Origin of the sequence: Haloarcula rubra (assembly GCF_019599465.1) — an archaeon.
Classification (GTDB): Archaea; Halobacteriota; Halobacteria; order Halobacteriales; family Haloarculaceae; genus Haloarcula; species Haloarcula rubra.
This window is the reverse complement of record NZ_RKLR01000003.1, coordinates 495,932-520,399: the sequence shown is the minus strand read 5'-3', so window position 1 is coordinate 520,399 and position 24,468 is coordinate 495,932. Positions and strand designations below refer to the sequence as shown.

Sequence of the window (24,468 nt, the reverse complement as noted above, 5' to 3'; positions counted from 1 at the left end):
AGCCCTTTGCCATCGCCGCCCGGACGCCTGCGTATGGACCCGGACCTCTCGGCACTTGACGAGTACCTCGACGAGACGGACACCGACGGGTATCTGCTGGACGCGGACTCGGAGGACTCCGACCAGTACTACCTCTCTGGCTTCGACGCGCCGGACCCGTTCGTCACGCTGTACGACGGGGAGACGCACCTGCTGTTCCCACGCAGTCTGGAGTTCGGCCGGGCGAAGCGTGAGGCACGCGCCGAGTCCGTCCAGCGCTACGTCGACTTCGACCACGCCGAACTGGTCGACGAGTACGGCTCGGACGAAGCCGTCTCGCACGTCCTCGCGAGGTTCCTCGACTCCTACGGCGTCGACAGCGTCGCCGTTCCGCCGCGGTTCCCGCTCAAGACGGCCGACGGCCTCCGGGCCCGTGGTGTCGAGGTGGCCGCCGACACCGACGGTGTCGTCACCGAGATTCGAGCGACCAAAACCGACGAGGAAGTCGAACACGTCCGCGTCGCCCAGCGGGCGAACGAACGGGCGATGGCCGCCGCCGAGGAACTACTCGCGGACGCCACCGTCGCAGACGACGGCACGCTCGAACACGACGGCGAGACGCTGACCAGCGAGCGCGTCAAAGAGGAGATAGAGGTGACGCTGCTGCGAAACGGCTGTTCGCTCGACGAGACTATCGTCGCCTGTGGGGCCGACGCCGCCGACCCCCACGACCGCGGGAGTGGCCCGCTGACGGCCGACGAGCCGATTATCGTGGACATCTTCCCGCGGGACAAGACGACGAAGTACCACGCCGACATGACCCGGACGTTCTGCAAGGGGACGCCGAGCGACACCGTCCGGGAGTGGTACGACCTGACGGAACGAGCGATGGACGCGGCGTTCGAAGCGCTGGAACCCGGCGCGACCGGCGAGGACGTCCACGACGCCGTCTGCGACGTCTACGAGGACGCCGGTCACCCGACGTTACGGAGCGACGACCGGACGGAGACGGGGTTCATCCACAGCACCGGCCACGGCGTCGGCCTCGACGTCCACGAACTCCCCCGTCTCTCGCCGAACGGCGGGGAACTCGAACCGGGTCACGTCGTCACTATCGAACCCGGCCTCTACGACCCCGACGTGGGCGGTATCCGCATCGAGGACATCGCCGTCGTCACCGAAGACGGCTACGAGAACCTCACGGAGTACCGAAAACGGCTGGTGGTGTAGGCGGGCAGTCCTACAACTGCTCCATCTGCCCGCCGCAGTTCGGACACGCGGCTTCCGGCAGTTCCGTCTGTTTCCCGCAGACGACGCATTCGTAGCCCATCTCGACCGCTTCGTCCGTGTCGTTCCCGCCGATGCCTGTGAGGCGTGAGAGGAGGCCCATTGGTGTCCTCCACGGTAACGTACCACGTGGATTACCAAAGTTCTTGTCACTGCAGCGTCACTCTGCGAATTAAACATGAACATTTATGATAGATGGGGCAAAAGGAGGTGGTAGCCTATGCTTGTACCCAAAGCACGCGCCGCACACGCACGCTCAGCCCACACAGACGACTACTCCAGACGACCCACACGACCCCCAGGATGACCACACGAATCACGACACCCACCGACGACGACGCGTATCCGACCACCAACCCCACCTTCGACGGCGCGCACCGGTCCGGTTCCGACCGCGCCCAGATGATGTTCTCACCGACCAGCTCCGCGACGGCCGGGCAGTTCGACACCGAAGCCGACGAGCCCCGCTGACGACGGGACACAACCGTTTTCCTGCCGGCCGGCATCCCTTCAGATATGGCCGAATACACGACCGTCTCGATACCGAAAGACCTCGCCGAACGCGTCGAGGGCACTATCGAGGGGACCAGTTTCTCCAGTACGTCGGACCTCGTCCGGTTCCTCCTTCGCAGTATCGTCGTCCAGCACCAGCGAGAGGGCGAACTGACCGAGGCCGAGTTTCAGGACATCGCCGACCAGTTGCGGGACCTCGGCTACCTGGAGTAGTCAGGCCAGCGACTCTTCGGGCGGTTCCACGTCGAGAACCGTCACGTCCTGTCTCCGGCCCGACCGGTCGAACGCGGCGAACGTCTCCTCCTCCCACGGCGGGATGGCGACGAACACCACCGCGTGCAGGTCGTCCGTCTTGCTGACGCCCATGTAGCCGTCGGGATGCGAGACGAACCGGCCGTGGGTCTGGCCGGCGGGCGTCCCGAGGTCCATCCCGAAGACGGCGTTGACCGACCCGCCCGCGGACGGGAGGTAGAAGTCCGTGAACACCGGCGTCTCGGGATCGAGGTCCGCCTCGGGCAGGTCCCCGGCCGCCGTGACAGCCAGCGATATCGTCACGTCGTCGGGCTCTGCCTCCCGCGCAAGCCGTAACAGCGTCTCGACGAGGCCGCGTGTGACGTATACCACGGTCACACTTGTCGCGGTGCGCGTATAACCCCGTCGCCGGCGAGTGCCGGCGTCGCCCGGCTCAGCCGAAGACGAGCGACTTGACGTTCTTCGCGTAGAGGCTCGGCGTCCGCGACCGAGACCCACGGAGCGCGTACGTGAGCGCCTCCGTCGCGTCCGCCATGATGCCGTGGCCGTGACCGACGAGCAGACGGTCCGGGTCCAGCCGCTCGAGTCTCGACGGCGGCGTCAGGCGGAGCATCGGGTGGACGCCCAACCGCTCGTCGCCGGCGAGGAAGTAGTCGGCCGTCCCGACCGCTTCTGGGACCACCAGCGTGTCGTCGTCGTCACCGTACAGCGCCGCTTCCTGCCAGACGGGGTTCTCGACGAGTTTGTGGACGCCGTAGTCGGTGCCGGGAATCTGCCGACGGACGCGTTCGACGTCGGCGTCGAGGTCGGACGCGACGCCGGACATCCACTCGGGGACGTACACCGGCACGTCGTGGCGGTTCGCGACGGCGGCGCTGTCGCGCTTGTGCCGGTCCAGCAGGACCGCGACGCCGGCCACCTCGTCGAACTCGGCGAACAGGTCGTCGATACCGTCGACGTCGACCGGGTCGACGACGACGACGCCCGCGTCGGTGTCGAGAGCGTGGCTCGCCCGTTGCATCGTCTCTTCCGGATATGCGAGCCAACTGGCGCCTCTGTCCCAGCGGTTCGTCTCCTCCCACCCTGTCGCCGACCCAGAACCTTTCATAGGCATACCGCATCGTAGGCCCTCGGTGTGGATAAATGCTCGAACTGCGGGTATCGAGCACACGGTGTCGGTCTCGGACCGACCGGGAGGACCGACAGTTTTGACCCTCGGCGACGAACGTCGTCGTATGGTCTCCCACCCGGAGTGGCTCACCCTCGAAGTGAAGTACACGGACCGGATGACGGCGTTCTACGACGCCTTCCTCGAGATGGACGTGGTCAGAGAGACCGAACAGTCGGCCGTGCTGACCGCGGGCGACACCGAACTCCGTCTGCGGTCGCCGGGGCCGGTCCCGCGCGGCGGCCTGCACACCCACTACGCGATGACGATTCCCGAATCGGAGTACGACGACTGGTGGGACCGCCTCGACGAGCGGTTCGACCTCGTCGAGGAGACGTTCGGCGACAAGCGCTCGCTGTACTTCTACGACCCCGAAGGGAACTGCGTCGAACTGGGCGAGCGTTCGCACGACGGCCACGGGGTCACCGGCCTGTTCGAACTCGTCCTCGAAGTCGAGGCCCTCGACCCCGCTGTCGAGTTCTACCGGACGCTCGGGTTCGAGATGGTCGACGACGGGCGCGACGCGGGCCGCGTGCGGTTGACGACGGGCGAACTGGACCTCGAACTCTGGTCGCCACGCCTCGGCATCGCCGACGCCCGGGGCGGCGTCCACGTCGACTTCGGTGTCGCCGCCGCGGACCCGAAGTCGGTCGCCCGCGAGGTGGCCGACGACGCGCTGGCGGTCACGTCCGTCGACGAGGGCGTCCGAATCCGGGACCCGGACGGGCACTACCTGACGCTCGTGAGCGAGGGGAACTAACCGCGAGAACGCGGCTCAGAGGCGGTCTGTGTCGATGCTGACGCCGGGCGGGGTGACGACGAGGAAGCCGCGGAAGTGCATCAGTTCGCCGCCGGACTCCTTGACCGGCCGGGCGAACCCCGACGCGAGTTCGTTCAGGTCGCCGTCGACGTTCAGGACGAGGACGACGCCGTTCTCGACCATCTCTAACCACTCGTCGTCCGCCGTCGACCCGTCGAGGACGCCGAGGACGACGCGGTTGCTCCCGCCCGCGTCGGCGTCGGCCTCCATCTGGTCCTCGACGGCCTGCAGGTCCAGCCCCTCGAAATCACTCATGCCCGCGTAGAGACGCGGCGACGGCAAAAATCCTCGGCCCGGCGTCTGACGCGTGGCATCCGCCGGGGGTGCCCGACCGCCCAGAACGACCCCGATGGACAAGTATAAATACTGGAAGTGTCCAGATATAGGTGCTTATGTCCAACAACGAGGGCACGTCGGAATCTCCGGCGGATCGAGTTCTTCCAGGGCACACTGGATTCCACGTCTGAGATAACAGACGCACGGATTTTCGACACCACGCTGCGTGACGGCGAGCAGTCGCCCCGCACGTCGTTCAACTACGAGGACAAACGCGAGATAGCCGCTGTACTCGACGAGATGGGGACCCACGTCATCGAGGCCGGGTTCCCCGTCAACTCCGACGCGGAGTTCGAGGCAGTGCGCGACATCGCCGAGTCCACGAACGTGACGACCTGCGGTCTGGCGCGTGTGGTAGAGAAAGACATCGAGGCGGCTCTGGATTCGGGTGTGGACATGGTCCACACCTTCGTCTCGACGTCGGACGTACAGTTGCAAGACTCCATGCACGCGACCCGGCAGGAGGCGCTCGACAGCGCCGTCGAGAGCGTCGAGCGCATCGTCGAGGCCGGTGCCGAGTGCATGTTCTCGCCGATGGACGCCACCCGGACCGACGAGGGGTTCCTCTTGGAGGTCATCGAGGCGACGTCCGAGGCGGGTGCGGACTGGATAAACATCCCGGACACGTGCGGCGTCGCGACACCGCGACGGTTCTACGACCTCATCGAGAAGGTCGACGGGCACACGGACGCCCGCATCGACGTCCACACGCACGACGACTTCGGACTGGCCTCCGCCAACGCCATCTCCGGTTTCGAGGCGGGTGCGAGTCAGTCGCAGGTGTCTGTCAACGGCATCGGCGAACGGGCCGGGAACGCGGCCTACGAAGAGGTCGTCATGACGCTGGAGTCGCTGTACGACGTCGACACCGGCATCGACACCACCCGTATCACGGAGCTGTCACGGCTGGTCGAGGAGAAGTCCGACATCCCGGTGCCGGCGAACAAGCCCATCGTGGGACGCAACGCCTTCTCCCACGAGAGCGGCATCCACGCGGCCGGCGTCATCGAGAACTCCGACACGTTCGAACCCGGCGTCATGACCCCCGAGATGGTCGGCGCCGAGCGCGAACTCGTGCTGGGGAAACACACCGGTGCACACTCGGTACGCGAGCGGTTGGTCGACGCGGGCTACGCGCCGACCGACGCCGAAGTGCGGGAAGTGACCCGCCGCGTCAAGGACTACGGCGCGGAGAAACAGCAGGTCACGATGAGCGAACTGGAGCGGTTCGCCACCGAAGTCGGCGTCGACGAGGAGACCGAGGAGGTCCGCGCGTAGGCCGATGACCGGACCTCCGGCCGCGACGAACAGCCACCAGCGGCGCGCAGTGTCGCGTGTTCGCGACCGGGACGTGCGCCAGCACCTCTCACAGAACGTTTATTACCCGTGGCAAACAGATTCTCGACGTGATGACAGCGCACGCTGGAGTTCGGGTTCGACCCATCGCCAGCGGCGCGGACCTTCTTCGCGACGTGCGTATTGTAGGGGCTGTATAGCCCCTCACACCTCACTTTCGTCGCCGGCCGTACCGACTTTCCACCACACAGCAGAGACGCCAGCTATGCACGCAGGACACACACCATCGCGACCGACACACGGGGGGACGACAGCATGAGCGAACGTGCGTCCGTTCCCGCGGAAGAGGAACAGACAGACGAGGAACCGACGGAGGAACAAGAACCGATCACCACGGGCGCGCAGTCCGTCGTCCGCGCGTTAGAGAACGCGGGCGCCGAGTACATCTTCGGCGTTCAGGGCGGCGCCATCATGCCCGTCTACGACGCGCTGTACGACTCGGACATCACCCACGTGACGATGGCCCACGAGCAGGGGGCCTCTCACGCCGCCGACGCGTACGGCATCGTCACCGGCGACCCCGGGGTCTGTTTCGCCACGTCGGGGCCGGGCGCGACCAACCTCGTGACCGGCATCGCCGACGCGTCGATGGACTCGGACCCCATGATAGCGCTGACGGGACAGGTCCCGACGGACTTCGTCGGCAACGACGCGTTCCAGGAGACCGACACCGTCGGCATCACTCAGCCCATCACCAAGGAGAGCTACTTCGCGAGCCACTCCGACACGGTCGGCAACGACGTCAGCGAGGCGTTCGCGCTGGCCGACGCCGGTCGACAGGGCCCGACGCTCGTGGACCTCCCGAAGGACGTCACGCAGGGCGAGACGGACGTCGAACCGGCGGCACCGAGCACGCCCGACACCTACGACGTGCCCGAGGAGGCCGACGACGAGGACGTGCAGGAGGCCGCCGACGTGTTGGCCGACGCCGACCGACCGGTCGTCCTCGCCGGTGGCGGCGTCATCAAGGCCGACGCCTCCAACGCCCTGCGGGAGTTCGCCATGGAGTACGAGATTCCGGTCATCACGACGATGCCCGGCATCGGGAGTTTCCCCGAGGACCACGAACTCTCGCTCGAATGGGCCGGGATGCACGGCACCGGCTACGCCAACATGGCCATCACGAACACCGACTGCATGCTGGCCATCGGGACGCGGTTCGACGACCGCCTGACCGGCGGCGTCGACTCGTTCGCCCCCGACGCCGACATCGTCCACGTCGACATCGACCCCGCCGAAATCAGCAAGAACGTCTACGCGGACTACCCGCTCATCGGGGACGCTCGCGCGGTCCTGCGCCAGTTGTTCGACGCGATGCCGCGCGCGCCCGACGTCGACGAGTGGCGCGAGCAGTGTCAGGACTGGAAAGACGAGTATCCGATGTCCTACGAGATGCCCGACGACGAACCGCTGAAACCGCAGTACGTCGTCGAGACGTTCTCGGACGTGACGCCGGACGACACAATCGTCTGTACCGGCGTCGGCCAACACCAGATGTGGGCCTCCCAGTTCTGGGAGTACACCGAACCTCGGACGTGGGTCTCCTCGCACGGTCTGGGCACGATGGGGTACGGCGTCCCCGCCGCAATCGGCGCGAAACTCGCCGCCCCCGACCAGGAGGTCGTCTGCTTCGACGGCGACGGTTCCTTCCTGATGACGGTCCAGGGGCTCTCGGTGGCGGTCCGGGAGAACCTCGACATCACCTACGTCATCCTCAACAACGAGGCCGTCGGGATGGTCCGCCAGTGGCAGGACGGGTTCTACGAGGGCCGTCGCATGGCCTCGGAGTACCCGTGGATTCCGCAGTTCGACAAACTCGCCGAGGCCTTCGGTGCCCGTGGCTTCCGCCTCGAAGAGGCCGACGACGTCGAGGACACGATTCAGGCCGCGCGCGACTACGACGGGCCGAGCGTCATCGACGCCCACATCGACCCCGGGGAGAACGTCTTCCCGATGGTCCCGAGCGGCGGTGACAACGGCTTGTTCGCACTGGAAGAAGACCATCTGGAGATGCTCTAACCATGACCGGAGGAATGCCAGGTCCCGCACCCGACGAACGGATGCGCCCCGAGGGCCGACGCAACTCGCAAGGGATTCGCGTCGACCCCGAGGCCGAAGTGACCCACGAACCGCGACAGGCGGTGCTGTCGGCGCTGGTCAAACACCGGCCGGGCGTGCTCTCGGAAGTGTCCGGGCTGTTCAGCCGTCGCCAGTTCAACATCGAAAGCCTCACCGTCGGGCCGACGAGTGAGGAGGATACGGCCCGGATGACCATCCTCATCGAGGAACCGGAACCGGGCATCGAGCAGGCCAAAAAGCAGTTGCAGAAGCTCGTGCCCGTCATCTCGGTGATGGAACTGGAGCCGGAAGCGGTCCGGCGCGAACTCGCGCTCATCAAGGTCGGTGGCGAGAAACCCGACGACGTCAACGCCGTCGCGGAGATGTACGGCGGGCAGGCCGTCGACGCCTCCACCGACTCGGTGACCGTCGAAATTACGGGTAGCAAGCAGAAGATAGACGCTGCCGTCGAGGCGTTCCGGCAGTTCGACGTGCAAGAGATAGTGCGGACGGGGGCCGCCGCACTGGAACGAGGCCCCAAGACACTCGACAAAGATGACTGACGAACTCACGACGACCGTCTACTACGACGACGACGCAGACGTATCGACACTCGACGACGAGACAGTTGCCGTACTCGGCTACGGTTCACAGGGCCACGCCCACGCGCTGAACCTCCACGAGTCCGGCGTCGACGTCGTCGTCGGCCTCCGGAAGGGCTCCGCGTCCCGCGAGGCGGCCCAGGACGCCGGGCTGCGGGTGGCCACGCCTGACAACGCCGCCAGCGAGGCCGACCGCGTCGTCCTGCTGGTGCCCGACACGGTCCAGCCGGCCGTCTACGAGGCCATCGAGGACGAACTCGACGCCGGCGACACGCTCCAGTTCGCCCACGGGTTCAACATCCACTACGGGCAGATAGAGCCGCCGGCAGACGTCGACGTGACGATGGTCGCGCCCAAATCTCCCGGCCACCTCGTCCGCCGGACCTACGAGCGCGGCGAAGGGACCCCCGGCCTCATCGCCGTCTACCAGGACGCGACCGGCGACGCCAAAGAAGAGGCGCTGGCCTACGCGAAGGGCGTCGGCTGTACGCGCGCCGGCGTCATCGAGACGACGTTCCAGGAGGAGGTCGAGACCGACCTGTTCGGCGAGCAGGCGGTTCTGTGCGGCGGCGTCACCGAGATGGTCAAGGCCGGCTTCGAGACGCTCGTCGACGCGGGCTACGCCCCGGAGATGGCCTACTTCGAGTGTCTGAACGAACTCAAACTCATCGTCGACCTGATGTACGAAGGCGGCCACATGGAGATGTGGAACTCCGTCTCCGACACCGCCGAGTACGGCGGTCTGACCCGCGGTGAGGAGGTCATCGACCGCGAGGGGATGGAGAAGATTCTCGAAGAGGTCCAGAACGGCGAGTTCGCTCGCGAGTGGATCAACGAGAACCAGGCCAACCGGCCCGCCTACAAGCAGTACCGGAACGCAGAACAGAACCACCAGATAGAGGAAGTCGGCGCCGGCCTGCGCGACCTGTTCGCGTGGGGCGAGGACGCCGGCGAGCAGAAAGAGGAAGCACCAGCAGATGACTGACAACGATACCGACAGCAACGACACGATGGGCGACGTGGATCACACGCACCCACACACGAACGACACCTTCGGCACCGCGTTCAAGCGCGGCCCAGCAGTGGCCGCCGACGGCGGTGCGCGTGACGCACGCGACGACGCCGAAGACGACGAGGAGACGATGGAGGACGTCGACCACGAGGCGCCCGGCGAGGGCGTCTCTCGTGCCTACGAGCGCGGTACCGAAGGGCGGGACGAGACAGTATGAGTGAAGGCACCCTGTACGACAAGGTATGGGACCGGCACAAAGTCACCACGCTGCCCAACGGGCAGGACCAGTTGTTCGTCGGCCTCCACCTCATCCACGAGGTCACCAGTCCGCAAGCGTTCGGGATGCTCCAGGAGCGCGGCCTCGAAGTCGCGCGACCGGACCTGACCCACGCGACGGTCGACCACATCGTCCCGACGGCGAACCAGGACCGCCCCTACGCCGACGACGCCGCCGAGCGGATGATGGCCGAACTCGAGGAGAACGTCCGCGACGCGGGCATCCAGTTCTCGGACCCGACGACCGGTGACCAGGGCATCGTCCACGTCATCGGGCCGGAGCAGGGCATCACCCAACCCGGCAAGACCATCGTCTGCGGTGACAGCCACACCTCCACACACGGCGCGTTCGGCGCGCTGGCGTTCGGTATCGGGACCAGCCAGATTCGCGACGTGCTGGCGACCCAGACCATCGCGATGGAGAAACAGAAGGTTCGCAAGATCGAGGTCAACGGCGAACTCGGCGAGGGCGTCGAGGCCAAGGACATCATCCTCGAAATCATCCGCCGTCTGGGTACCGAGGGCGGGGTCGGCTACGTCTACGAGTACGCCGGCGAGGCCATCGAGAATCTCGACATGGAGGGGCGGATGTCTATCTGTAACATGTCCATCGAGGGCGGCGCTCGCGCGGGCTACGTCAACCCCGACGAGACCACCTTCGAGTGGCTGAAAGACACGGACTACTTCCAGGAGCACCCCGAGAAGTTCGCAGAACTGAAGCCGTACTGGGAGTCCATCCGGAGCGACGAGGACGCCGAGTACGACGACGTCGTCGAAATCGACGCGAGCGAACTCGACCCCGTCGTCACGTGGGGGACCACGCCCGGACAGGGCATCGGTATCGACGACCCGATTCCGGCGCCCGAGGACCTCGCCGACGACAAACAGGACACCGCTCGACGCGCCCAGAAACACATGCGCGTCGATCCCGGCGAGTCGATGGAGGGGTACGACATCGACGTGGCCTTCCTCGGCTCCTGTACCAACGCTCGCCTCCCCGACCTGCGCCGTGCGGCCCGCATCGTCAAGGGCCGGCAGGTCGACGACGACGTGCGCGCGTTCGTCGTCCCCGGCAGTCAGCGCGTCCAGCGCGCCGCCGAGGAGGAAGGGCTGAAAGACATCTTCGAGGAGGCCGGCTTCGAGTGGCGTAACGCCGGGTGTTCGATGTGTCTGGGCATGAACGAGGACCAGCTAGAGGGCGACGAGGCCTGTGCCTCCTCGTCGAACCGTAACTTCGTCGGCCGGCAGGGCTCGAAGGACGGCCGCACGGTCCTGATGAACCCCCGGATGGTGGCCGCCGCGGCCATCACCGGCGAGGTCTCCGACGTACGCGACCTGAAGGAGGTGGCACTGCAATGAGCGACCCCACCGAGGAGATTCCCGAGGTCGACTACGTCGAGGGGACCGGTATCCCCATCCGTGGGAACGACATCGACACGGACCAGATTATCCCGGCCCGGTTCATGAAGGTCGTCACCTTCGACGGGTTGGGCGAGTTCGCCTTCTTCGACCTGCGGTTCGACGACGAGGACAACCAGAAGGACCACCCGATGAACGAGGAGCGGTTCCAGGACGCCAACGTCATGGTGGTCAACAACAACTTCGGCTGTGGCTCCTCCCGCGAGCACGCCCCGCAGGCGCTGATGCGCTGGGGCATCGACGCCATCATCGGCGAGGGCTTCGCCGAGATCTTCGCCGGGAACTGTCTCGCGCTGGGCATCCCGACGGTGACCGCCGACCACGAGAGCATCAACGCGCTCCAGCAGTGGGTCGACGACAACCCCGACGGCGACATCGAGGTCGACGTGGCGGCCGAGACCGTCCGGTACGGGGGCAACGAGATCTCCGTCTCCGTCGACGACGCGCAGCGACAGGCGCTCGTCGAGGGCATCTGGGACACGACGGCCCTGATGAAGGCCAACCGGAACGCCATCGAGGAGACGGCGGCGCAGTTGCCGTACCTCGACCAGACCCGGTCGGACGTCGAAGCGGACGATTGACTACGGAGCGTTTCGTCGCTTCGGCGCGAGCGTCCGGTTCGCAGAAGCGGACGATTGACTACGGAGCGTTTCGTCGCTTCGGCGCGAGCGTGTAGTCCGAACAGGCCGAGACTACCCTCGTATTGAACGGCGCCGTCACCGTTCTCGACAGTCGGCAGTAACGCCGGAATACTGCACGGCTCCCCGCTCGCTCGGTTCGCTGTACCCGGAGTTGGTACGCCGATACGCGACCGGCCTGCGGGTCGACACGCCGACGTCGCTCCACCCCTTTCCCCCGCCTTAGCAGACGTCTAACTAAACCCTGACCGACTAGACGAGCGCTATGGCCACGTTCGATGCCAAGCAGATGCAATCGCTGACAGGGCTTCAGGCCACGGCCCGGACGTTCCTCATGGTCGGGTTCACCGTCGTCGAGACACTGACGCTCGGGCTCTGGTTGGCGCTCGTAGAGGGGGCGCCGGTCATCTCTCGCCCGGCGGCTATCGGCCTCGCCGTGTTGACGCTCGGCCTCGTGGTCGAACACGTACTGACCGACGCCACCGTGAACGGCCTCTCCCTGTCGTTCCCGGTGACGCGCATCGCGGGCGTCAGCGTCTCCGAGGCACTGCTCTGGGGGCTCTGGTTGGGCATCGCCGACCAACTCGGCGGCGTCGACGGCATCCTCGTCGCTGGCGTCGTCCTGACGGTGTTGCTCGTCCCCCAGCACAGCGTAGAGGACAACGTCCTCCGCGGTGAGGCGCCGCTCTCCGAGACGCTCAACCTCGACACGGTCGGATTCAGCCTCGTCGAGGGTGTCGGCGCGACGGTGTGGCTGTTGCTCGTGTTCGAGGGCCAGCAGTTCACCGACCTGCTGGCGACGCTCGGATTCGGTGGCGTCGACCCGGCGGCGGTCGGTCTCGCGGCGCTCGGTGTGTTCTTGCTCGTCGAACACGACATCGGCGTGACGCTGGCCCGACAGGGCTGAGCACGACCACGGGACGCCGGCCGTCAGACGCCCGCGAACCGAACCACTTTCACCGAGTGCCCGCCTCTCGGCGCACATGACACACGAGATTGCAGTCATCCCCGGCGACGGTATCGGGCAGGAAGTCACGCCCGCCGCCGTCGAGGTACTGGAGGCGCTGGAGACGGTCGACTTCGACTTCGTCGAGGCCGACGCCGGCGACGCCGTGAAGGCCGAGACCGGCGAGGCGCTCCCACAAGAGACCCGTGACATCGCCGCCGACGCCGACGCGACGCTGTTCGGCGCGGCCGGCGAGACGGCCGCTGACGTCATCCTCCCGCTTCGCGACGTCGTCGGGTCGTTCGCCAACGTCCGGCCGGCGCGCTCGTACCCCGGACTGGACGCGGTCCAACCGGACACCGACATCGTGTTCATCCGCGAGAACACCGAGGGCGTCTACGCCGGTATCGAGGACGAAATCGTCGACGGCGTGACGACGCTGACCCGCGTCGTCACCGAGGAGGCCTCCCGCGACATCGCCGAGTTCGGCTTCGACTACGCGAAGCAGAACGACTACGACGACGTCACCATCGCGCACAAGGCCAACGTCATGCGCGAGACGGACGGCCTGTTCCTCGAAACCGCAGAGGCCGTCGCCGAGGACCGCGGTGCGGAGTACGACACGGCGCTGATGGACGCGCTGGCGATGCACCTCGTGATGACGCCCGAGGCGTACGACGTGGTCGTCTGCCCGAACCTCGCGGGCGACATGCTGTCGGACCTCGCGGCCGGTCTCGTCGGCGGACTCGGCCTGCTCCCGTCGGCCAACGTCGGCGAGGAGAACGCGCTGTTCGAACCAGTCCACGGCTCTGCCCCCGACATCGCGGGGGAGGGCATCGCCAACCCCTCGGCGATGATTCTCTCTGCGGCGATGCTACTGGACCATCTGGGCTACGACGAGGAGGGCACCCGCGTTCGCGACGCCGTCGAGACCGTCCTCGAGTCCGGGCCGCGGACCCCGGACCTCGGCGGCGACGCGTCGACCGAGGCGGTCACGGCGGCCATCGTCGACGAACTGTAGCGGTCGACCACGCCTTTTCGCGCACAAACGCACACCAGTCGATAGAAAGTGGTAAAACCGAAGCGAAACAATCACGGGAAACAGCATGCTCCCGGCCGAACGCAAGCGGACCATCGTCCAGTTAGTGACAGAGCGAGACGGCTGTTCGGTCGCGGTCCTCGCCGACGAACTGGAGTTCTCGAAGGCGACCATCCGACGTGACCTCCGTGACCTCGAAGCCGAAGGCCGCATCGAGCGGTCTCACGGTGGGGCCGTCCCGGCGTCGTCGGTCGGTACAGAACGGTCCTACGACCAGCGAGAGGTGGAGCGACTCGACGCCAAACAGGCCATCGCCGCGCGGGCCAGCGACGAGATACGCGACGGGCAGGTCGTCTTCTTCGACGCGGGGACGACCACCATGGAGGTCGCGCGCGCCGCGCCCGACAGCGGCTACGTCGCGGCGACCAACATGCCCGAACTCGCCATGGAACTCTCGAACCGGGAGGTAGAGGTCAAGTCGACCGGCGGGACGCTCCGGGCCCGGACGAAGGCGCTCGTCGGGCCGACCGCGGAGTCGTTCTTAGAGCGGACGAACTTCGACCTGCTCTTCCTCGGGACGAACGCCCTAGACGCCGAGGCGGGCCTGTCGACGCCGAACGAGGACGAGGCCGAGGTCAAGCGTCAGATGGTCGAACAGGCCGGCCGCGTGGTGCTCGTCGCGGACAGTTCGAAGTTCGGGGAGCGGAGTTTCGTCTCGTTCGCGGACCTAGACGACGTGGACATGGTGGTCACGGACGGTGACCTGCCGAGCGCCCTCGCGGACGCGTTCGCGGAGGCCGACGTCGTCGTCGAAGGAGTGAGTACATGATAGTCACAGTCACGTTCAACCCAGCAGTCGACCAGACGATTCAGTTCGACGAACCGATGACACCAGACCGCGTCATGCGGGCCACCGACGCGCGGTTCGACGCGGCCGGGAAGGGTATCAACGTCGCCCAGTATCTCACGGCGCTGGAGACGCCCTGTGTCGCGACCGGCGTCCTCGGCGGGTTCACGGGCGACTTCATCCGGGACGAACTCGCGGCCGACGGCGTCGAGACGGCCTTCGTCGACGTCGAGGGGACGACCCGGTTGAACACCGCCGCGATCGCCACCGACGCGGAGTACAAACTCAACCACGACGGCCCCGAGGTGGACGCCGCGGCCGTCGACGCCACCGTCGACCGGATTCGGGCGAAGGACCCCGACCAGGTCGTCGTCAGCGGCAGTCTCACGCCGGGCGTGTCGCTGGCCGACGTCGACGCCGTCGCCGCGGCGGGCGAGTGGGACACCGTGGTCGACATGGAGGGGCGCGCCCTCCGCGAACTCGACGAGCAGTACGCGCTGTGCAAGCCCAATCGCGAGGAACTCGGCGAGGCGACGGGCGCAGACGTCTCGACCGTCGAGGGGTGCGCCCGCGCGGCCGACGCGTTCCGTGACCGCGGGTTCGACCGCGTACTGGCGTCGATGGGCGGGGATGGCGCGGTGTTCGCCACCGGGTCGAAACTGCTGCACGCCGAGGCGCTGGACGTCGACGTGGTCGGCACGGTCGGTGCGGGCGACGCCCTCCTCTCGGGCGTCCTCGCGGCGTGGGAGGCGGGTGCCGACGACGCCGCGGCACTCCAGAACGGCGTCGCCGTCTCGTCGCGTCTCGTCGAACAAGCCGGGACGGCGGTGCCGTCGTTCGCGGACCTCGACGGGCTACGCGAACGAGTCAGCGTCCGAGAACTGGACGCCTGACCCGAGTCAGAACTTCTCGTCGTAGGTGTCGACGAACGACCGGACCTCGCCGAGCGAGGGCTGGTCGGCCGTGCGGACGAAGTGTCCAGCGACGGCGTTCCCGACGACGACGGCCGCCGCCGGCGAGAGGTCCGTCACGAGACCGAGGCCGAGGCCGGCGTTGAAGTGGTCGCCGGAACTCGTCGTCAGTTCGGGGTCCTCGACCGCCGGCACGGAGACGCTGTCGGTCCCGGCCGGGGAGACGACGACCGAGCGGTCGACGCCGTGGCCGACGAACCACGTCGGGTCGAGTGCCTCGTGGACGGCCTCGGCGGCCGCCTCGAAGGTTCGCTCGGCCTCGCCCGCGAAGGCGTCGGCCAGCACGCCCGTCTCGGCGCGGTTCGAGGAGACGACCACGTCGGTCACCGCGTCCAGCCGACCGATGGCGTCACGCCCCGCACGCAGGCGGTCGGCGTCGAGTTTCCGCACGTCGCCCGGGTCCACGAGGACGTGGCCCGGTGGGGACTCGACGTCGTCCCAGACGTCACGGAGGCCGTCGAGGATGTCGGGGAGGTTCGGCGCTTCGGACCAGTAACCCATCCCCAGCAGGTCGGCACCGTCGAGACGCTGGACCAACCGGTCGTGGCCGAACCGCTCGTCGAGGGCGGCCCAGTCCAGTCGCATCGTGTCGCCGATCTCGCTCAGCATCAGTTTGCCGTCGTCGAACTCGACGGCGTCGGTGACGCCGGGGGCACCCATCGAGTTGAGGTCGTACTCGCCGAACTCCGCCTCGAACGCATCGTGCACGGGGTCGCCGTACATCCCGACGAGCGTGGGGTCGAACGCCCAGGCCCCGAAGGCACGGGCGAGGTGGCAGGTGTGGCCGCCGGTCCGTCGACCGTTCTCGAGCCACTCGAACGTGAGGGAACTGTCGGCCGCCACCGAGTCGTCGACCCGTTCGCCGAACGCGGCTATCGTCGGCAGTCGCTCGTAGGTGTCCGGGTCGATTCGGTCGGCGACGACCTCTCTAACCCGGTCGAGGTAGCCGTCGAAGCCGAAGACGACCCGGCCACGGTCGACGGCCTCTGGGAGCGCCTCGGCGTCGGGGAACTGCTCGCGGGCGTCCGTGACCGCCCGGCGTGTAGCCTCGTCCATACCTACAGGACGTCGTCGGCGCTGGCACCCTCGAAGACGACCTCGTCGAGTTTGTCGAGGATGTCGTAGGGGTCGTCACGCTGCCAGACGTTCCGGCCGACGGCCAGCCCCGAGACGCCGACGTCCATACAGTCGGCGACGAGTTCGAGGAAGTCGCGGTCGGAGGTCTTCGACCCACCGGAGAGCAGGACGCGGTTGTCGGCGGCGGCGTCGACGGCGTGTGACATCGCCTCCTTGCTGCGTGGGTACTTCACCTTCGTGAAGTCAGCGCCCAGTTCCAGCCCGATGCGGGCCGCGTAGGCGATGATGTCCCGGCTCCGGTGTTCCTTGACGGCCTGCCCGCGCGGGTACGACCACATCGCGATGGGGAGGTCGTGGTCGCGGGCCGCCTCCTGTACCGGCCGGAAGTCCTCGAACATCTCGGGCTCCTTGTTCACGCCGGGGTAGATGGTGTAGCCGATGGCGTCGGCCCCGAGGTCGGCGGCGTAGTCGACCGACCAGTTGTGGGCGGAGTAGGGGTCGCCCATCCAGAGGTCCGACCCGCCGTTGAGTTTCGCGAGGAGGTTCACGTCGTCCTCGTAACTGGGGTAGTACGTCTCGGCGAGACCCTTGCCGACGGCGAGTGCGGTGACGGCGTCGTGGGTCGCCATCTCGAACACCTCACGGGGGTCGAGGCGCTCCTCGACGCCGCCGAACTGCTTCGGCCCGTGTTCGAGGCCGTGGTCGTGGGCTAGCACGAGCGTCTTGTCGTTGCGAACGAGCGGCGAGTCTGCTACAGGTCGCATATCGAAACGCTACCCAGAACGCACATTAACAGTTTTCGGTTGTGATTTTTTACTACTGTCCGAGTTCGTTTCTGCACGTCCCCGAACGTTAAGTGTCCGCGAGGGGAACCCGCGACCATGCCGACTGTCGAACTCGACGAGGACACGGTCCAGCGACTCGACGACCTGCGCGTCGAGGACGAGTCCTACGACGAACTGGTCACCGAACTCATCAACATCTACGAGGCCGAGGAACTCACGCTGTTTCACGGCGGCGACGAGTACTAGTCCGTCGCTTGCTTACAGATTGCCTGCCAGCGTCCGTTCGACTCCAGTTTCTCCTGTAACTTCTCGGCGTACCGCTGGGCGAGTTCCTCCGCTTCCTCGGTGTTCTGGTCCGCCCCGCCGCCGCCGAGTCCCAGTGCGTCCTTGACGCCGGAGAAGAGGCCGCCGCCACCGCCTCCGCTCCCGCCACCGCCGGACTGCTGCCCCATCCCGGGTTGCTGGTCGATGCGGTCGAGTTCGGGCATGATGCTCGGGAGTTTCGACGTGTCGGCCACGATGCGCGCCGTCTCGGGGTCTTCCGGACCCTCGATTTCGAATTCGACGGCCGTCATGACGAGGCCCCACTGTTGGCTCGAGAAAGAGGAGGCGGTGACCTGGTCGTTGAACAACCGGTCTACTTCCATCCGCTCCCCCGCGATGCGGTCCGTCCAGTCGTTGTCGCTCATGAGTGACCGTTGGCGGGCCTCTCCCATGAGCGTTTCCCGGCGACCAGAGTGATTCCGGGCCAGTCGGCGGTCTCAGACGCCGGACTCGATAGCGATGTCGGCGTGGAGTTCGTCGCGAAGCGCAGAGTGAACGTGACAGATGTCCTCGCCGAGTTCGACGATTTCCTGTTCGTCGTCGCCGAGGGATTCCTCGACTTCGACGTGGAACGCGATGGCTTCGAGGTCGTCGTCCTCGTCGAGGTCGGCCTCTACCTCGACTTCGACGGCTCCGATGTCGTCGTAGCCGTGTTGGTCGGCGGCCACGCGCAGGGCCGGGATGTAACAGGACGCGTAGTCCGCGGCCAGCACCTCGTTCGGCGACGGGCCGTCGTTGCTCAGGGCGTCGACGACGAGTTCCCACTCGCCGTTGATGACGCTCTCGGTCGTGTAGCCTTCCTCGCACGTGCTGGTGACTTCGATGTCTGCCATACCACTCGGAAACTCTCGGCCCGGCACCGTAAACGTTGTCCGATAGTGTTTCCGGCCGGTCGCGCACCGACACCGGATTGAAGCCGCTGCCGCCCGAACAGTCGCGTATGACGACCGTTGGCTTCATCGGTCTCGGCGCGATGGGAACGCCGATGGCGTGGAACCTCGACGACGCGGGGTTCGACGTCGTCGTCTACAACCGGACGACCGACGGCGAACAGCCGTTCGCCGAGGCGGGCGTCTCCGTCGCCGACTCGCCGAAACACCTGACCAGACGGTCCGACGTCGTCTGTCTCATGGTCAGCGACGGGGACGCCGTCGGTGAGGTGCTCGAACGCGACCTCGGGGTCTTAGACGGCCTCGACGAGGCGACGACGGTCGTCCAGATGAGTACCATCGCCTACGAGGAGACGGTGGCCGCCGCCGAACTGGTCGCGGCGGCCGGCGGTCGGTTCGTCGACGCGCCCGTCTCCGGGACCGTCGGGCCGGCCCGCGAGGGGACGCTGGTCGGCCTCGTGGGCGGCGACGAGGCGGCGGTCGAGGCGGTGCGCCCGGTTCTCGAAGCGATGTGTGACCCGGTCGTCCACTGCGGCGACGTCGGGCAGGGGACGAACATGAAACTGTTCGTCAACCTCCTGCTGGGGAACGCGATGAACGCGTTCGCCGAGGCGCTCGTGTTCGGCCGGGCGAACGGCCTCGACGTCGCCGACATGCGCACCGTCGTCGAGAACGGCGGCCTGCACTGTCCGCTGTTCGCCGGCAAGGGGGTGGCCATCGCCGACGGCGACTTCGAGGCCCGGTTCCCGGTCGACTACCAGTACAAGGACCTCTCGCTGGCGCTCGCCCGCGCCGGCGACGTCGGGGTCCCGCTCTCACAGACGGCCGCGGCCCGCGAGGCGTTCAGTGCGGCGCGTGCCCGTGGCTACGGAGACGAGGACATCGCGGCGGTCGTGAAACCGCTCGAAGAGGTGGCCGACGTCCGCGTCCGGGAGGACTGAGGACGGCGATTACAGGTCGTAGGACTCGTCGCCCTCGAGGACGACGACGTCGGTGTCGCTCCCGGCCGCTTTCACTTCTTTCACGAAGTCGTCCGTGTCTATCTCGATGGGTGGGAACGTGTCGTAGTGCATGGGGAACGCGGTGTCGACGTCTAGCCAGTCGACTGCGATGGCGGCCTGCATCGGGCCCATGGTGAAGTGGTCGCCGACGGGCAGTGCCGCGGCGTCCGGTTCGAGGTACGGGCCGATGACCTCGCGCATCTCGGTCATCAGGCCGGTGTCGCCGGCGTGGTAGAACGTCGTGGACTCCTCGTCGCTGACCTGTGTGGGCTTCGTGTCGGAGATGACGAATCCAGCGGGCATCCCGGCGCTCGTCCCGTACGAGGTGTCGATGCCGTTGGTGTGGTCGGCGCGGTGCATCGTGACGAAAGCATCGCCGATTTCGACGGTGCCGCCGAGGTTCATCCCCATGCCGCCGACGGCGTCGAACTCGCCGAAGTTGTCCTCGCAGTACTCCACGAGCTCCGGCGTCGCGACGAGGCCGCTCCCCTCGTAGCGGTCCACGTCGCCGATGTGGTCGGCGTGGCCGTGTGTCAGCAGGACGTAGTCCGGGTCCAGTTCCTCGGGGTCGGTGTCGGTGTGCGGGTTGTCGAAGAACGGGTCGATGAGCAGGTCCGTGTCGTCGACGCTGACGTGCCACGTTGAGTGGCCGTGCCATGTGAGTTCCATGAGTCGACCAGTGGTACTCGTGGCTCGCACTTAAGACTACACCGCAACTGATTACGGTCAGTCGAAGATAGTCAGCGTGGTCGGCTTCCCCTGTGCGTACCGAATCCAGCGACGCATGTGTCGGTTCAGTGCCCAGAAGAGGACCACGACCATCCCGACGAGCGTCGACAGCAGGACGACGCCGAGCACCATCGGTTCGTCAGTCGGAAGACCGAGGAGAGCGACGATAGTCCCGACCAGCGCCATCTCCATCGCACACCGAAGCCCCGGGAGGACGAAGCCGGGAGCGGGAGTCGAGTCCTGTGACGCGTCTGCCATACGTCCCATTTTGTAGCCGAGATATAGTAGTTTGTGCCCCCCGACCGTGGCTTTATTCGGTCGCTCTCCTAACACGTCGGTATGGCTAACGACAGACTCTCGCGCCGGGGGTTTCTCGGCGCTCTCGGGGTCACACTCGCCGGGGCAGCGGGCTGTCAGGCGCCGGGACAGGTGGACAGTTCTGCGGGGGCCGACACGAACTCCTCGTCCCAGTCCGCCCTCCAGCAATCTCAGCAGGCGACGCAGTCGAGCGGCAGCGTGTACACCGACGTCTACCGGGAGGTGGCCGATTCGGTCGTCTCGATTCAGGTCCTCTCCAACAGGGGCCGTGCCGCACAGGGGAGCGGCTTCCTCGTCAGCGACGAGTACCTCGTCACCAACCAACACGTCGTCGCGCCCGGCAGCGAGTACTACGTTCGTTTCGCCGACACCGGCTGGCGAGAGGTGTCGGTCGTGGGCACCGACGTCTACAGCGACCTCGCCGTACTTGAGACACAGAACGTCCCCGACGGCGTGTCGCCGCTCTCGTTCGTCGACGGCGACCCGGCGGTCGGCACCCGAGTCGTCGCCATCGGCAACCCCTTCGGTCTCTCGGGGTCCGTCTCGGAGGGTATCGTCAGCGGCGTCGACCGGACGCTCCGGGGCGCGAACAACTTCTCCATCGCGGATGCCATCCAGACGGACGCGGCGGTCAACCCCGGGAACAGCGGGGGCCCGCTCGTCGATCTGGACGGCAACGTCCTCGGGGTCATCAACGCCGGGGGCGGAGACAACGTCGCCTTCGCGATCTCGGCCGCACTCACCCGCCGCGTCGTCCCGGCGCTCGTCGAGGACGGCACCTACCGCCACTCCTACATGGGCGTCACGCTCCAGAGCGTCGACCCGCTCGTCGCGGAGGCGAACGGGCTCCGGCGTGCCTCCGGCGTCTACATCGACAGGATAGTCGACGGCGGCCCCTCCGAGGGCGTCCTGCAGGGCAGCGACGACAGCGAGACCATCAACAACACACAGGTCCCGGTCGGCGGCGACGTCGTCCGGCGGCTCGACGACACGCGCACGCCCACCCGACAGGCGCTCGCGACGTTCCTCGCACTCGAGACCAGCCCCGGCGACACCATCGACGTGACCCTCGTGCGCGACGGCCAGACGGAGACGGTCGAACTCGAACTGGGCCGGCGACCCCGGCCCTGAGCGGTCGGCCGTCAGTTGACGACGACGAAGCGGTAGTTCAGCACGGCGGCGAACGCCACCCACAGCAGGTACGGGACGAGCAGCAGGCCGGCCCGCCGACTGACCCGGGAGAAGGCGACGACGGTCGGTAGCAACAGGGCCAACAGGGCGAGGACGACGCCGAGCGCGAGCGTGAGGTCCTGCGCCAGGAAGAACGTCGGCGTCCACGCCACGTTGAGCGCCATCTGCGCGACGAACAGGCCCAGCGCGATGGTCCGGGACCGGCCCGCGTTCGCCCGCCACACGAGGTACAGCGCGACGCCCGCGAGCGTGAACAGCGTCGTCCAGACGACGCCGAACAGCCACGGCGGTGGGTAGATAGCTGGCTTGACGAGACTCTGGAACCACGCGGTGTCCGGGCCGCCGAGGGCGGCAGGGGCGGCCCCGACGACGTTGACGAGGACGACTGCCGCGAGCGCGCCGGGCAGGTCGCCGCGGCCGAGTGCCGTTTTCGTACTCATGAGGACCGATTCGACGGAGTGTGACGTATAGCTACGCCCGTCACTCGGCGACGGTTCCGGGCTCGAAGAAACGAGAGGGACTGCTCACTCCAGCGGTTCTGCGGCGTCCCGTTCGACCAACGGGTCGGCGTTGTCGGCCGGCAGCGTCACCACGTCGTCGGCCGAGAGGTCGTACTCGCGCTGGTCGACGCCGAATATCTCGCCCACGTCGTCGGTGATGCGGACGGTCTTTCTGGCCACGTCGTCGGCCTCGCTCTCGTCCTGCGTCTCGGTCGGCGGGGCGTCCTCACGGTCGGCGGCCACTGCGGCCTCGGTCGGTGGTCGGTCGGGGTCGGATTCCTCGGGCGGCGGAGTCGGGGCCTCGGGCGCGTCGTCGTCGCTCGGTGTCGCCGCCCCGTCCGACGAGTCGGTCCCGCCACCACCCATCAGGTCCGCGGCGTCGACGCCCGACTCCGCTTCGTCGGCGGTCCGCTGGGGGGCGTCGGGCGCTACGTCGGACGGCGGGGCGGGCGTCGTGTCCTCCGTCGCCGTGCCGGCGTCGTCGGCCGATGGCTGCGTCGTCGAACTCTCGCCGTCGCCGACGGCGCCGGTCGGCGCTTCGCCCGCGATGACGTCCAGGACGTGCTGACGGTTCTCCTTGATGGCCTCGACCATCGTCTCGAAGAGATGACGTTCCTCCTGTGTCAGGCCGTCGTCCTCCGTGGGCATGTCGGCGGCCGCGAGCGAGGCCATCTTGACGATTTTGCCGACCCGGCGCTCGTAGATGGCCTCGACGGTCTGCTCGGCGGTCTTGATGTCGTCGGTCAGACGGTTGACCTCCGGCGAGTCGAACGGGTCGTCCGCCCGGTCGGCCGCGCGCTCTCGCTCCTCGCGGAGCTGGTTGACGAACTGGCCGGCCTCCTCGTAGAACGTCGAGCGCAACTGCTGGAGCTGGTCGGTCTGGCGCTCGCGTGACTGGACCGATTGGAGTTCGTCGAGATTCATTCTGCTCCCTTCTCTGCGCGGCTGCGGGCCATGAGGAACACGCCCACGTGCTCTGGTACTGTGTGATTACCCGCCTCCACTGTAAAGCTATCCCCACCCAGTTCGACGAGGCCGCCGTCGGTCACCTCGACGGTAATCTCGTGGCCCCGGAAGGTGTCGGGCACGGCGTCGACCAGCGGGTCGAACGCGTCGAGCGCGTCGCGGTCGATGCGCTGGACTTCGAGGCCGCTCCCGCCGTGGAGCGACCCGGGCAAGCGGATGAGCCGGTTCGTGTCCGTCGTCACCGGTTCGTCGATGGGGGCGTTGTCGTTGGCCACCACCTCGTGGACCAGCACCTTCGAGATCTGGTAGAACGCCGAGTGGACGTCGATGTTGCCCGCGGCCAACTCGTCGTAGTTGGTCCGGGCGGCGTTGAGGGCGGCCGTCGCCTTCCCCTCGCCGATACCCTCGTACTGCTGTAACCGTTCGAGCGCGTCGGTGTCGTCCATCTCCAGCAACGCGTCGACCTCCGACATGATGTGGCGGTGGGCGCGCGCGCTCCACCCGCCTTCGGTGGTGAGCGTCCGCTTCTCGGCGGGGCTGGACCGGCCGGCGGTGCCGGCGACCGTCTCTATCTCTACCAGTTCCTCGAACTCCAGTCCGATGCCGCGGACGTAGTCGACTATCTCCCGTCTGGCGTCCCGTTCGAGGCCGCGTATCGACTCGTCGCGGACGTGGACGTGGTAGCCCCGGCCGCCCGAGAAGACGACGGTCAGGTCGTCGAAGTCGAAGTCGTCCTCCAGAAAGTCCAGGAGGCGGAGTAACGCGTCCTTGCACTTCGCCAGCATCTCGGCGTAGGTGTCCTCGCCGAGGACCACGGCGGGGAGGTGGTCGGCGTCTAAGTCGAAGACGAGGTCCGAGGAGCGCCACCCCTTCTCGCTCATCGACGAGGCGCTCGGGTCGTCGTAGCGGCCTGCAGAGAAGTAGACGTGTCGCGGTTTCTTCCGACCGAGGAAGTCCTCGATGTCGCCGAGGTCGAGCAGCGAGCGGTGGCGCACCATCGTCTCTCCGGGGCCTTCGGTCCACGGGATGAAGCCCCACTCACGCTCGTTGGCGGCCGGCGGCGGCACTATCGACGCGCGACGGTAGTGGTCGCCGAAGCGGCCACGGAGATACTCGAGGGTCCGCGCTTCCATCGGTGACTCGGTTGGGGGGACCCGTTCAAAAGGGT

General features: G+C 67.1%; 31 protein-coding genes. 18 read left to right on the top strand and 13 right to left on the bottom strand.

Features of this window, described 5'->3' with window-relative positions; all coding sequences use genetic code 11:
• Positions 1-33 precede the first annotated feature (33 nt).
• Entirely contained in the window at positions 34-1,209 is a 1,176-nt protein-coding gene (locus EGH21_RS10990) for a M24 family metallopeptidase (protein ID WP_220618516.1), read from the top strand.
• Between the two features lie 10 nt (positions 1,210-1,219).
• Here the strand turns inward: EGH21_RS10990 and EGH21_RS10985 are convergent, their stop codons facing one another.
• The gene (locus tag EGH21_RS10985) at positions 1,220-1,369 is read right to left on the bottom strand and encodes an FmdB family zinc ribbon protein (protein WP_220618515.1); all 150 of its coding nucleotides are present in this window, start codon (positions 1,367-1,369) and stop codon (positions 1,220-1,222) included.
• A 200-nt stretch (positions 1,370-1,569) separates the two neighbouring features.
• Between EGH21_RS10985 and EGH21_RS10980 the strand changes: the two genes are divergently transcribed.
• Together EGH21_RS10980 and EGH21_RS10975 are read left to right on the top strand one after the other, a co-directional pair.
• Positions 1,570-1,737: a hypothetical protein gene (locus EGH21_RS10980; RefSeq protein ID WP_220618514.1), complete on the top strand. Its 168-nt coding sequence runs from the start codon at positions 1,570-1,572 to the stop codon at positions 1,735-1,737.
• 45 nt (positions 1,738-1,782) lie between these two features.
• Positions 1,783-1,992 (top strand): ribbon-helix-helix domain-containing protein, encoded by a 210-nt coding sequence (locus EGH21_RS10975; protein WP_166970745.1) that lies wholly within the window; start codon positions 1,783-1,785, stop codon positions 1,990-1,992.
• On the opposite strand, the gene EGH21_RS10970 is transcribed toward EGH21_RS10975, so the two are convergent.
• Positions 1,993-2,403 (bottom strand): JAB/MPN domain protein-containing protein, encoded by a 411-nt coding sequence (locus EGH21_RS10970; protein WP_220618513.1) that lies wholly within the window; start codon positions 2,401-2,403, stop codon positions 1,993-1,995. It abuts the gene before it with no gap.
• 61 nt (positions 2,404-2,464) lie between these two features.
• The gene (locus EGH21_RS10965; RefSeq protein ID WP_220618512.1) at positions 2,465-3,145 is read right to left on the bottom strand and encodes a hypothetical protein; all 681 of its coding nucleotides are present in this window, start codon (positions 3,143-3,145) and stop codon (positions 2,465-2,467) included.
• A 121-nt stretch (positions 3,146-3,266) separates the two neighbouring features.
• On the opposite strand from EGH21_RS10965, the gene EGH21_RS10960 reads away from it, so the two are divergent.
• The gene (locus tag EGH21_RS10960; RefSeq protein WP_220618511.1) at positions 3,267-3,959 is read left to right on the top strand and encodes a VOC family protein; all 693 of its coding nucleotides are present in this window, start codon (positions 3,267-3,269) and stop codon (positions 3,957-3,959) included.
• A 15-nt stretch (positions 3,960-3,974) separates the two neighbouring features.
• Here EGH21_RS10960 and EGH21_RS10955 read toward each other — a convergent pair whose 3' ends face one another.
• Positions 3,975-4,274: a DUF5779 family protein gene (locus tag EGH21_RS10955; RefSeq protein WP_220618510.1), complete on the bottom strand. Its 300-nt coding sequence runs from the start codon at positions 4,272-4,274 to the stop codon at positions 3,975-3,977.
• A 111-nt stretch (positions 4,275-4,385) separates the two neighbouring features.
• Here EGH21_RS10955 and EGH21_RS10950 point away from each other — a divergent pair, with 111 nt between their 5' ends.
• The 11 genes from EGH21_RS10950 to pfkB all read left to right on the top strand — a co-directional run bounded on the left by EGH21_RS10950 (position 4,386) and on the right by pfkB (position 15,441).
• On the top strand, positions 4,386-5,633 hold the full coding sequence (locus tag EGH21_RS10950) for a LeuA family protein (RefSeq protein WP_220618652.1): 1,248 nt from the start codon (positions 4,386-4,388) through the stop codon (positions 5,631-5,633).
• 333 nt (positions 5,634-5,966) lie between these two features.
• Positions 5,967-7,730 (top strand): biosynthetic-type acetolactate synthase large subunit, encoded by a 1,764-nt coding sequence (ilvB, locus tag EGH21_RS10945; protein WP_220618509.1) that lies wholly within the window; start codon positions 5,967-5,969, stop codon positions 7,728-7,730.
• Positions 7,731-7,744: 14 nt separating this feature from the next.
• Entirely contained in the window at positions 7,745-8,332 is a 588-nt protein-coding gene (gene ilvN, locus EGH21_RS10940) for an acetolactate synthase small subunit (protein ID WP_220618508.1), read from the top strand.
• The gene (gene ilvC, locus EGH21_RS10935; RefSeq protein WP_220618507.1) at positions 8,325-9,356 is read left to right on the top strand and encodes a ketol-acid reductoisomerase; all 1,032 of its coding nucleotides are present in this window, start codon (positions 8,325-8,327) and stop codon (positions 9,354-9,356) included. Before ilvN ends, ilvC begins: the two co-directional genes overlap by 8 nt.
• Positions 9,349-9,600 carry a DUF7989 family protein gene (locus EGH21_RS10930; RefSeq protein ID WP_220618506.1) on the top strand — a complete coding sequence of 84 codons (252 nt, stop codon included), beginning with the start codon at positions 9,349-9,351 and terminating at the stop codon, positions 9,598-9,600. The genes ilvC and EGH21_RS10930 overlap by 8 nt, the downstream gene beginning before the upstream one ends.
• Positions 9,597-11,018, top strand: a complete 1,422-nt coding sequence (gene leuC / locus EGH21_RS10925; RefSeq protein WP_220618505.1) for a 3-isopropylmalate dehydratase large subunit — start codon at positions 9,597-9,599, stop codon at positions 11,016-11,018. The genes EGH21_RS10930 and leuC overlap by 4 nt, the downstream gene beginning before the upstream one ends.
• Complete coding sequence (gene leuD / locus EGH21_RS10920; protein WP_220618504.1) at positions 11,015-11,659, top strand: 3-isopropylmalate dehydratase small subunit; 645 nt, start codon at positions 11,015-11,017, stop codon at positions 11,657-11,659. The genes leuC and leuD overlap by 4 nt, the downstream gene beginning before the upstream one ends.
• 322 nt (positions 11,660-11,981) lie before the next feature.
• Entirely contained in the window at positions 11,982-12,623 is a 642-nt protein-coding gene (locus EGH21_RS10915; protein WP_220618503.1) for a hypothetical protein, read from the top strand.
• A 76-nt stretch (positions 12,624-12,699) separates the two neighbouring features.
• Positions 12,700-13,683, top strand: a complete 984-nt coding sequence (locus EGH21_RS10910; protein WP_220618502.1) for an isocitrate/isopropylmalate dehydrogenase family protein — start codon at positions 12,700-12,702, stop codon at positions 13,681-13,683.
• Positions 13,684-13,768: 85 nt separating this feature from the next.
• Positions 13,769-14,530: an HTH-type transcriptional regulator GlpR gene (gene glpR, locus EGH21_RS10905; RefSeq protein ID WP_220618501.1), complete on the top strand. Its 762-nt coding sequence runs from the start codon at positions 13,769-13,771 to the stop codon at positions 14,528-14,530.
• Positions 14,527-15,441: a 1-phosphofructokinase gene (pfkB, locus tag EGH21_RS10900; protein WP_220618500.1), complete on the top strand. Its 915-nt coding sequence runs from the start codon at positions 14,527-14,529 to the stop codon at positions 15,439-15,441. The genes glpR and pfkB overlap by 4 nt, the downstream gene beginning before the upstream one ends.
• Positions 15,442-15,447: 6 nt before the next feature.
• Here pfkB and EGH21_RS10895 read toward each other — a convergent pair whose 3' ends face one another.
• Both EGH21_RS10895 and EGH21_RS10890 read right to left on the bottom strand, forming a co-directional pair.
• On the bottom strand, positions 15,448-16,575 hold the full coding sequence (locus tag EGH21_RS10895) for a hypothetical protein (RefSeq protein WP_220618499.1): 1,128 nt from the start codon (positions 16,573-16,575) through the stop codon (positions 15,448-15,450).
• Positions 16,576-16,577: 2 nt separating this feature from the next.
• Positions 16,578-17,360: a class I fructose-bisphosphate aldolase gene (locus EGH21_RS10890; RefSeq protein WP_220618498.1), complete on the bottom strand. Its 783-nt coding sequence runs from the start codon at positions 17,358-17,360 to the stop codon at positions 16,578-16,580.
• A 117-nt stretch (positions 17,361-17,477) separates the two neighbouring features.
• Between EGH21_RS10890 and EGH21_RS10885 the strand changes: the two genes are divergently transcribed.
• The gene (locus EGH21_RS10885) at positions 17,478-17,627 is read left to right on the top strand and encodes a DUF7557 family protein (protein WP_188995439.1); all 150 of its coding nucleotides are present in this window, start codon (positions 17,478-17,480) and stop codon (positions 17,625-17,627) included.
• Here EGH21_RS10885 and EGH21_RS10880 read toward each other — a convergent pair.
• The gene (locus tag EGH21_RS10880; RefSeq protein WP_220618497.1) at positions 17,624-18,070 is read right to left on the bottom strand and encodes a DUF5799 family protein; all 447 of its coding nucleotides are present in this window, start codon (positions 18,068-18,070) and stop codon (positions 17,624-17,626) included. The two genes, EGH21_RS10885 and EGH21_RS10880, sit on opposite strands and share 4 nt — an antisense overlap.
• Positions 18,071-18,142: 72 nt before the next feature.
• Complete coding sequence (locus tag EGH21_RS10875; RefSeq protein ID WP_220618496.1) at positions 18,143-18,538, bottom strand: OsmC family protein; 396 nt, start codon at positions 18,536-18,538, stop codon at positions 18,143-18,145.
• Between the two features lie 107 nt (positions 18,539-18,645).
• On the opposite strand from EGH21_RS10875, the gene EGH21_RS10870 reads away from it, so the two are divergent.
• Entirely contained in the window at positions 18,646-19,536 is an 891-nt protein-coding gene (locus EGH21_RS10870; protein ID WP_220618495.1) for an NAD(P)-dependent oxidoreductase, read from the top strand.
• 9 nt (positions 19,537-19,545) lie between these two features.
• Here the strand turns inward: EGH21_RS10870 and EGH21_RS10865 are convergent, their stop codons facing one another.
• Positions 19,546-20,265, bottom strand: a complete 720-nt coding sequence (locus EGH21_RS10865; protein ID WP_220618494.1) for a metal-dependent hydrolase — start codon at positions 20,263-20,265, stop codon at positions 19,546-19,548.
• 57 nt (positions 20,266-20,322) lie between these two features.
• Positions 20,323-20,583 (bottom strand): hypothetical protein, encoded by a 261-nt coding sequence (locus EGH21_RS10860; RefSeq protein ID WP_220618493.1) that lies wholly within the window; start codon positions 20,581-20,583, stop codon positions 20,323-20,325.
• 81 nt (positions 20,584-20,664) lie between these two features.
• Between EGH21_RS10860 and EGH21_RS10855 the strand changes: the two genes are divergently transcribed.
• Complete coding sequence (locus EGH21_RS10855) at positions 20,665-21,774, top strand: S1C family serine protease (protein WP_220618492.1); 1,110 nt, start codon at positions 20,665-20,667, stop codon at positions 21,772-21,774.
• A gap of 11 nt (positions 21,775-21,785) precedes the next feature.
• Here EGH21_RS10855 and EGH21_RS10850 read toward each other — a convergent pair whose 3' ends face one another.
• From EGH21_RS10850 to priS, 3 genes are all read right to left on the bottom strand, one after another.
• Entirely contained in the window at positions 21,786-22,274 is a 489-nt protein-coding gene (locus EGH21_RS10850; protein ID WP_220618491.1) for a TspO/MBR family protein, read from the bottom strand.
• Positions 22,275-22,358: 84 nt separating this feature from the next.
• A complete protein-coding gene (locus EGH21_RS10845; protein ID WP_220618490.1) occupies positions 22,359-23,258 on the bottom strand; it encodes a DNA replication complex subunit Gins51 in 900 nt (299 codons plus the stop codon).
• The gene (priS, locus tag EGH21_RS10840; protein ID WP_220618489.1) at positions 23,255-24,433 is read right to left on the bottom strand and encodes a DNA primase small subunit PriS; all 1,179 of its coding nucleotides are present in this window, start codon (positions 24,431-24,433) and stop codon (positions 23,255-23,257) included. Before priS ends, EGH21_RS10845 begins: the two co-directional genes overlap by 4 nt.
• Between the last annotated feature and the right edge of the window lie 35 nt (positions 24,434-24,468).

Excerpts from the sequence above, each read along its gene's own strand:
- EGH21_RS10845 (WP_220618490.1), bottom strand. The coding sequence starts at position 23,258 with ATGAATCTCGACGAACTCCAATCGGTCCAGTCACGCGAGCGCCAGACC.
- EGH21_RS10985 (WP_220618515.1), bottom strand. The coding sequence starts at position 1,369 with ATGGGCCTCCTCTCACGCCTCACAGGCATCGGCGGGAACGACACGGAC.
- EGH21_RS10930 (WP_220618506.1), top strand. The coding sequence starts at position 9,349 with ATGACTGACAACGATACCGACAGCAACGACACGATGGGCGACGTGGAT.
- priS (WP_220618489.1), bottom strand. The coding sequence starts at position 24,433 with ATGGAAGCGCGGACCCTCGAGTATCTCCGTGGCCGCTTCGGCGACCAC.
- leuD (WP_220618504.1), top strand. The coding sequence starts at position 11,015 with ATGAGCGACCCCACCGAGGAGATTCCCGAGGTCGACTACGTCGAGGGG.
- EGH21_RS10895 (WP_220618499.1), bottom strand. The coding sequence starts at position 16,575 with ATGGACGAGGCTACACGCCGGGCGGTCACGGACGCCCGCGAGCAGTTC.
- ilvN (WP_220618508.1), top strand. The coding sequence starts at position 7,745 with ATGCCAGGTCCCGCACCCGACGAACGGATGCGCCCCGAGGGCCGACGC.
- EGH21_RS10880 (WP_220618497.1), bottom strand. The coding sequence starts at position 18,070 with ATGAGCGACAACGACTGGACGGACCGCATCGCGGGGGAGCGGATGGAA.
- EGH21_RS10860 (WP_220618493.1), bottom strand. The coding sequence starts at position 20,583 with ATGGCAGACGCGTCACAGGACTCGACTCCCGCTCCCGGCTTCGTCCTC.
- EGH21_RS10875 (WP_220618496.1), bottom strand. The coding sequence starts at position 18,538 with ATGGCAGACATCGAAGTCACCAGCACGTGCGAGGAAGGCTACACGACC.
- EGH21_RS10990 (WP_220618516.1), top strand. The coding sequence starts at position 34 with ATGGACCCGGACCTCTCGGCACTTGACGAGTACCTCGACGAGACGGAC.
- EGH21_RS10870 (WP_220618495.1), top strand. The coding sequence starts at position 18,646 with ATGACGACCGTTGGCTTCATCGGTCTCGGCGCGATGGGAACGCCGATG.
- EGH21_RS10865 (WP_220618494.1), bottom strand. The coding sequence starts at position 20,265 with ATGGAACTCACATGGCACGGCCACTCAACGTGGCACGTCAGCGTCGAC.
- ilvB (WP_220618509.1), top strand. The coding sequence starts at position 5,967 with ATGAGCGAACGTGCGTCCGTTCCCGCGGAAGAGGAACAGACAGACGAG.
- EGH21_RS10975 (WP_166970745.1), top strand. The coding sequence starts at position 1,783 with ATGGCCGAATACACGACCGTCTCGATACCGAAAGACCTCGCCGAACGC.
- glpR (WP_220618501.1), top strand. The coding sequence starts at position 13,769 with ATGCTCCCGGCCGAACGCAAGCGGACCATCGTCCAGTTAGTGACAGAG.
- EGH21_RS10960 (WP_220618511.1), top strand. The coding sequence starts at position 3,267 with ATGGTCTCCCACCCGGAGTGGCTCACCCTCGAAGTGAAGTACACGGAC.
- EGH21_RS10915 (WP_220618503.1), top strand. The coding sequence starts at position 11,982 with ATGGCCACGTTCGATGCCAAGCAGATGCAATCGCTGACAGGGCTTCAG.
- EGH21_RS10890 (WP_220618498.1), bottom strand. The coding sequence starts at position 17,360 with ATGCGACCTGTAGCAGACTCGCCGCTCGTTCGCAACGACAAGACGCTC.
- EGH21_RS10885 (WP_188995439.1), top strand. The coding sequence starts at position 17,478 with ATGCCGACTGTCGAACTCGACGAGGACACGGTCCAGCGACTCGACGAC.
- leuC (WP_220618505.1), top strand. The coding sequence starts at position 9,597 with ATGAGTGAAGGCACCCTGTACGACAAGGTATGGGACCGGCACAAAGTC.
- EGH21_RS10980 (WP_220618514.1), top strand. The coding sequence starts at position 1,570 with ATGACCACACGAATCACGACACCCACCGACGACGACGCGTATCCGACC.
- EGH21_RS10955 (WP_220618510.1), bottom strand. The coding sequence starts at position 4,274 with ATGAGTGATTTCGAGGGGCTGGACCTGCAGGCCGTCGAGGACCAGATG.
- ilvC (WP_220618507.1), top strand. The coding sequence starts at position 8,325 with ATGACTGACGAACTCACGACGACCGTCTACTACGACGACGACGCAGAC.
- EGH21_RS10855 (WP_220618492.1), top strand. The coding sequence starts at position 20,665 with ATGGCTAACGACAGACTCTCGCGCCGGGGGTTTCTCGGCGCTCTCGGG.
- EGH21_RS10910 (WP_220618502.1), top strand. The coding sequence starts at position 12,700 with ATGACACACGAGATTGCAGTCATCCCCGGCGACGGTATCGGGCAGGAA.
- pfkB (WP_220618500.1), top strand. The coding sequence starts at position 14,527 with ATGATAGTCACAGTCACGTTCAACCCAGCAGTCGACCAGACGATTCAG.
- EGH21_RS10850 (WP_220618491.1), bottom strand. The coding sequence starts at position 22,274 with ATGAGTACGAAAACGGCACTCGGCCGCGGCGACCTGCCCGGCGCGCTC.
- EGH21_RS10965 (WP_220618512.1), bottom strand. The coding sequence starts at position 3,145 with ATGCCTATGAAAGGTTCTGGGTCGGCGACAGGGTGGGAGGAGACGAAC.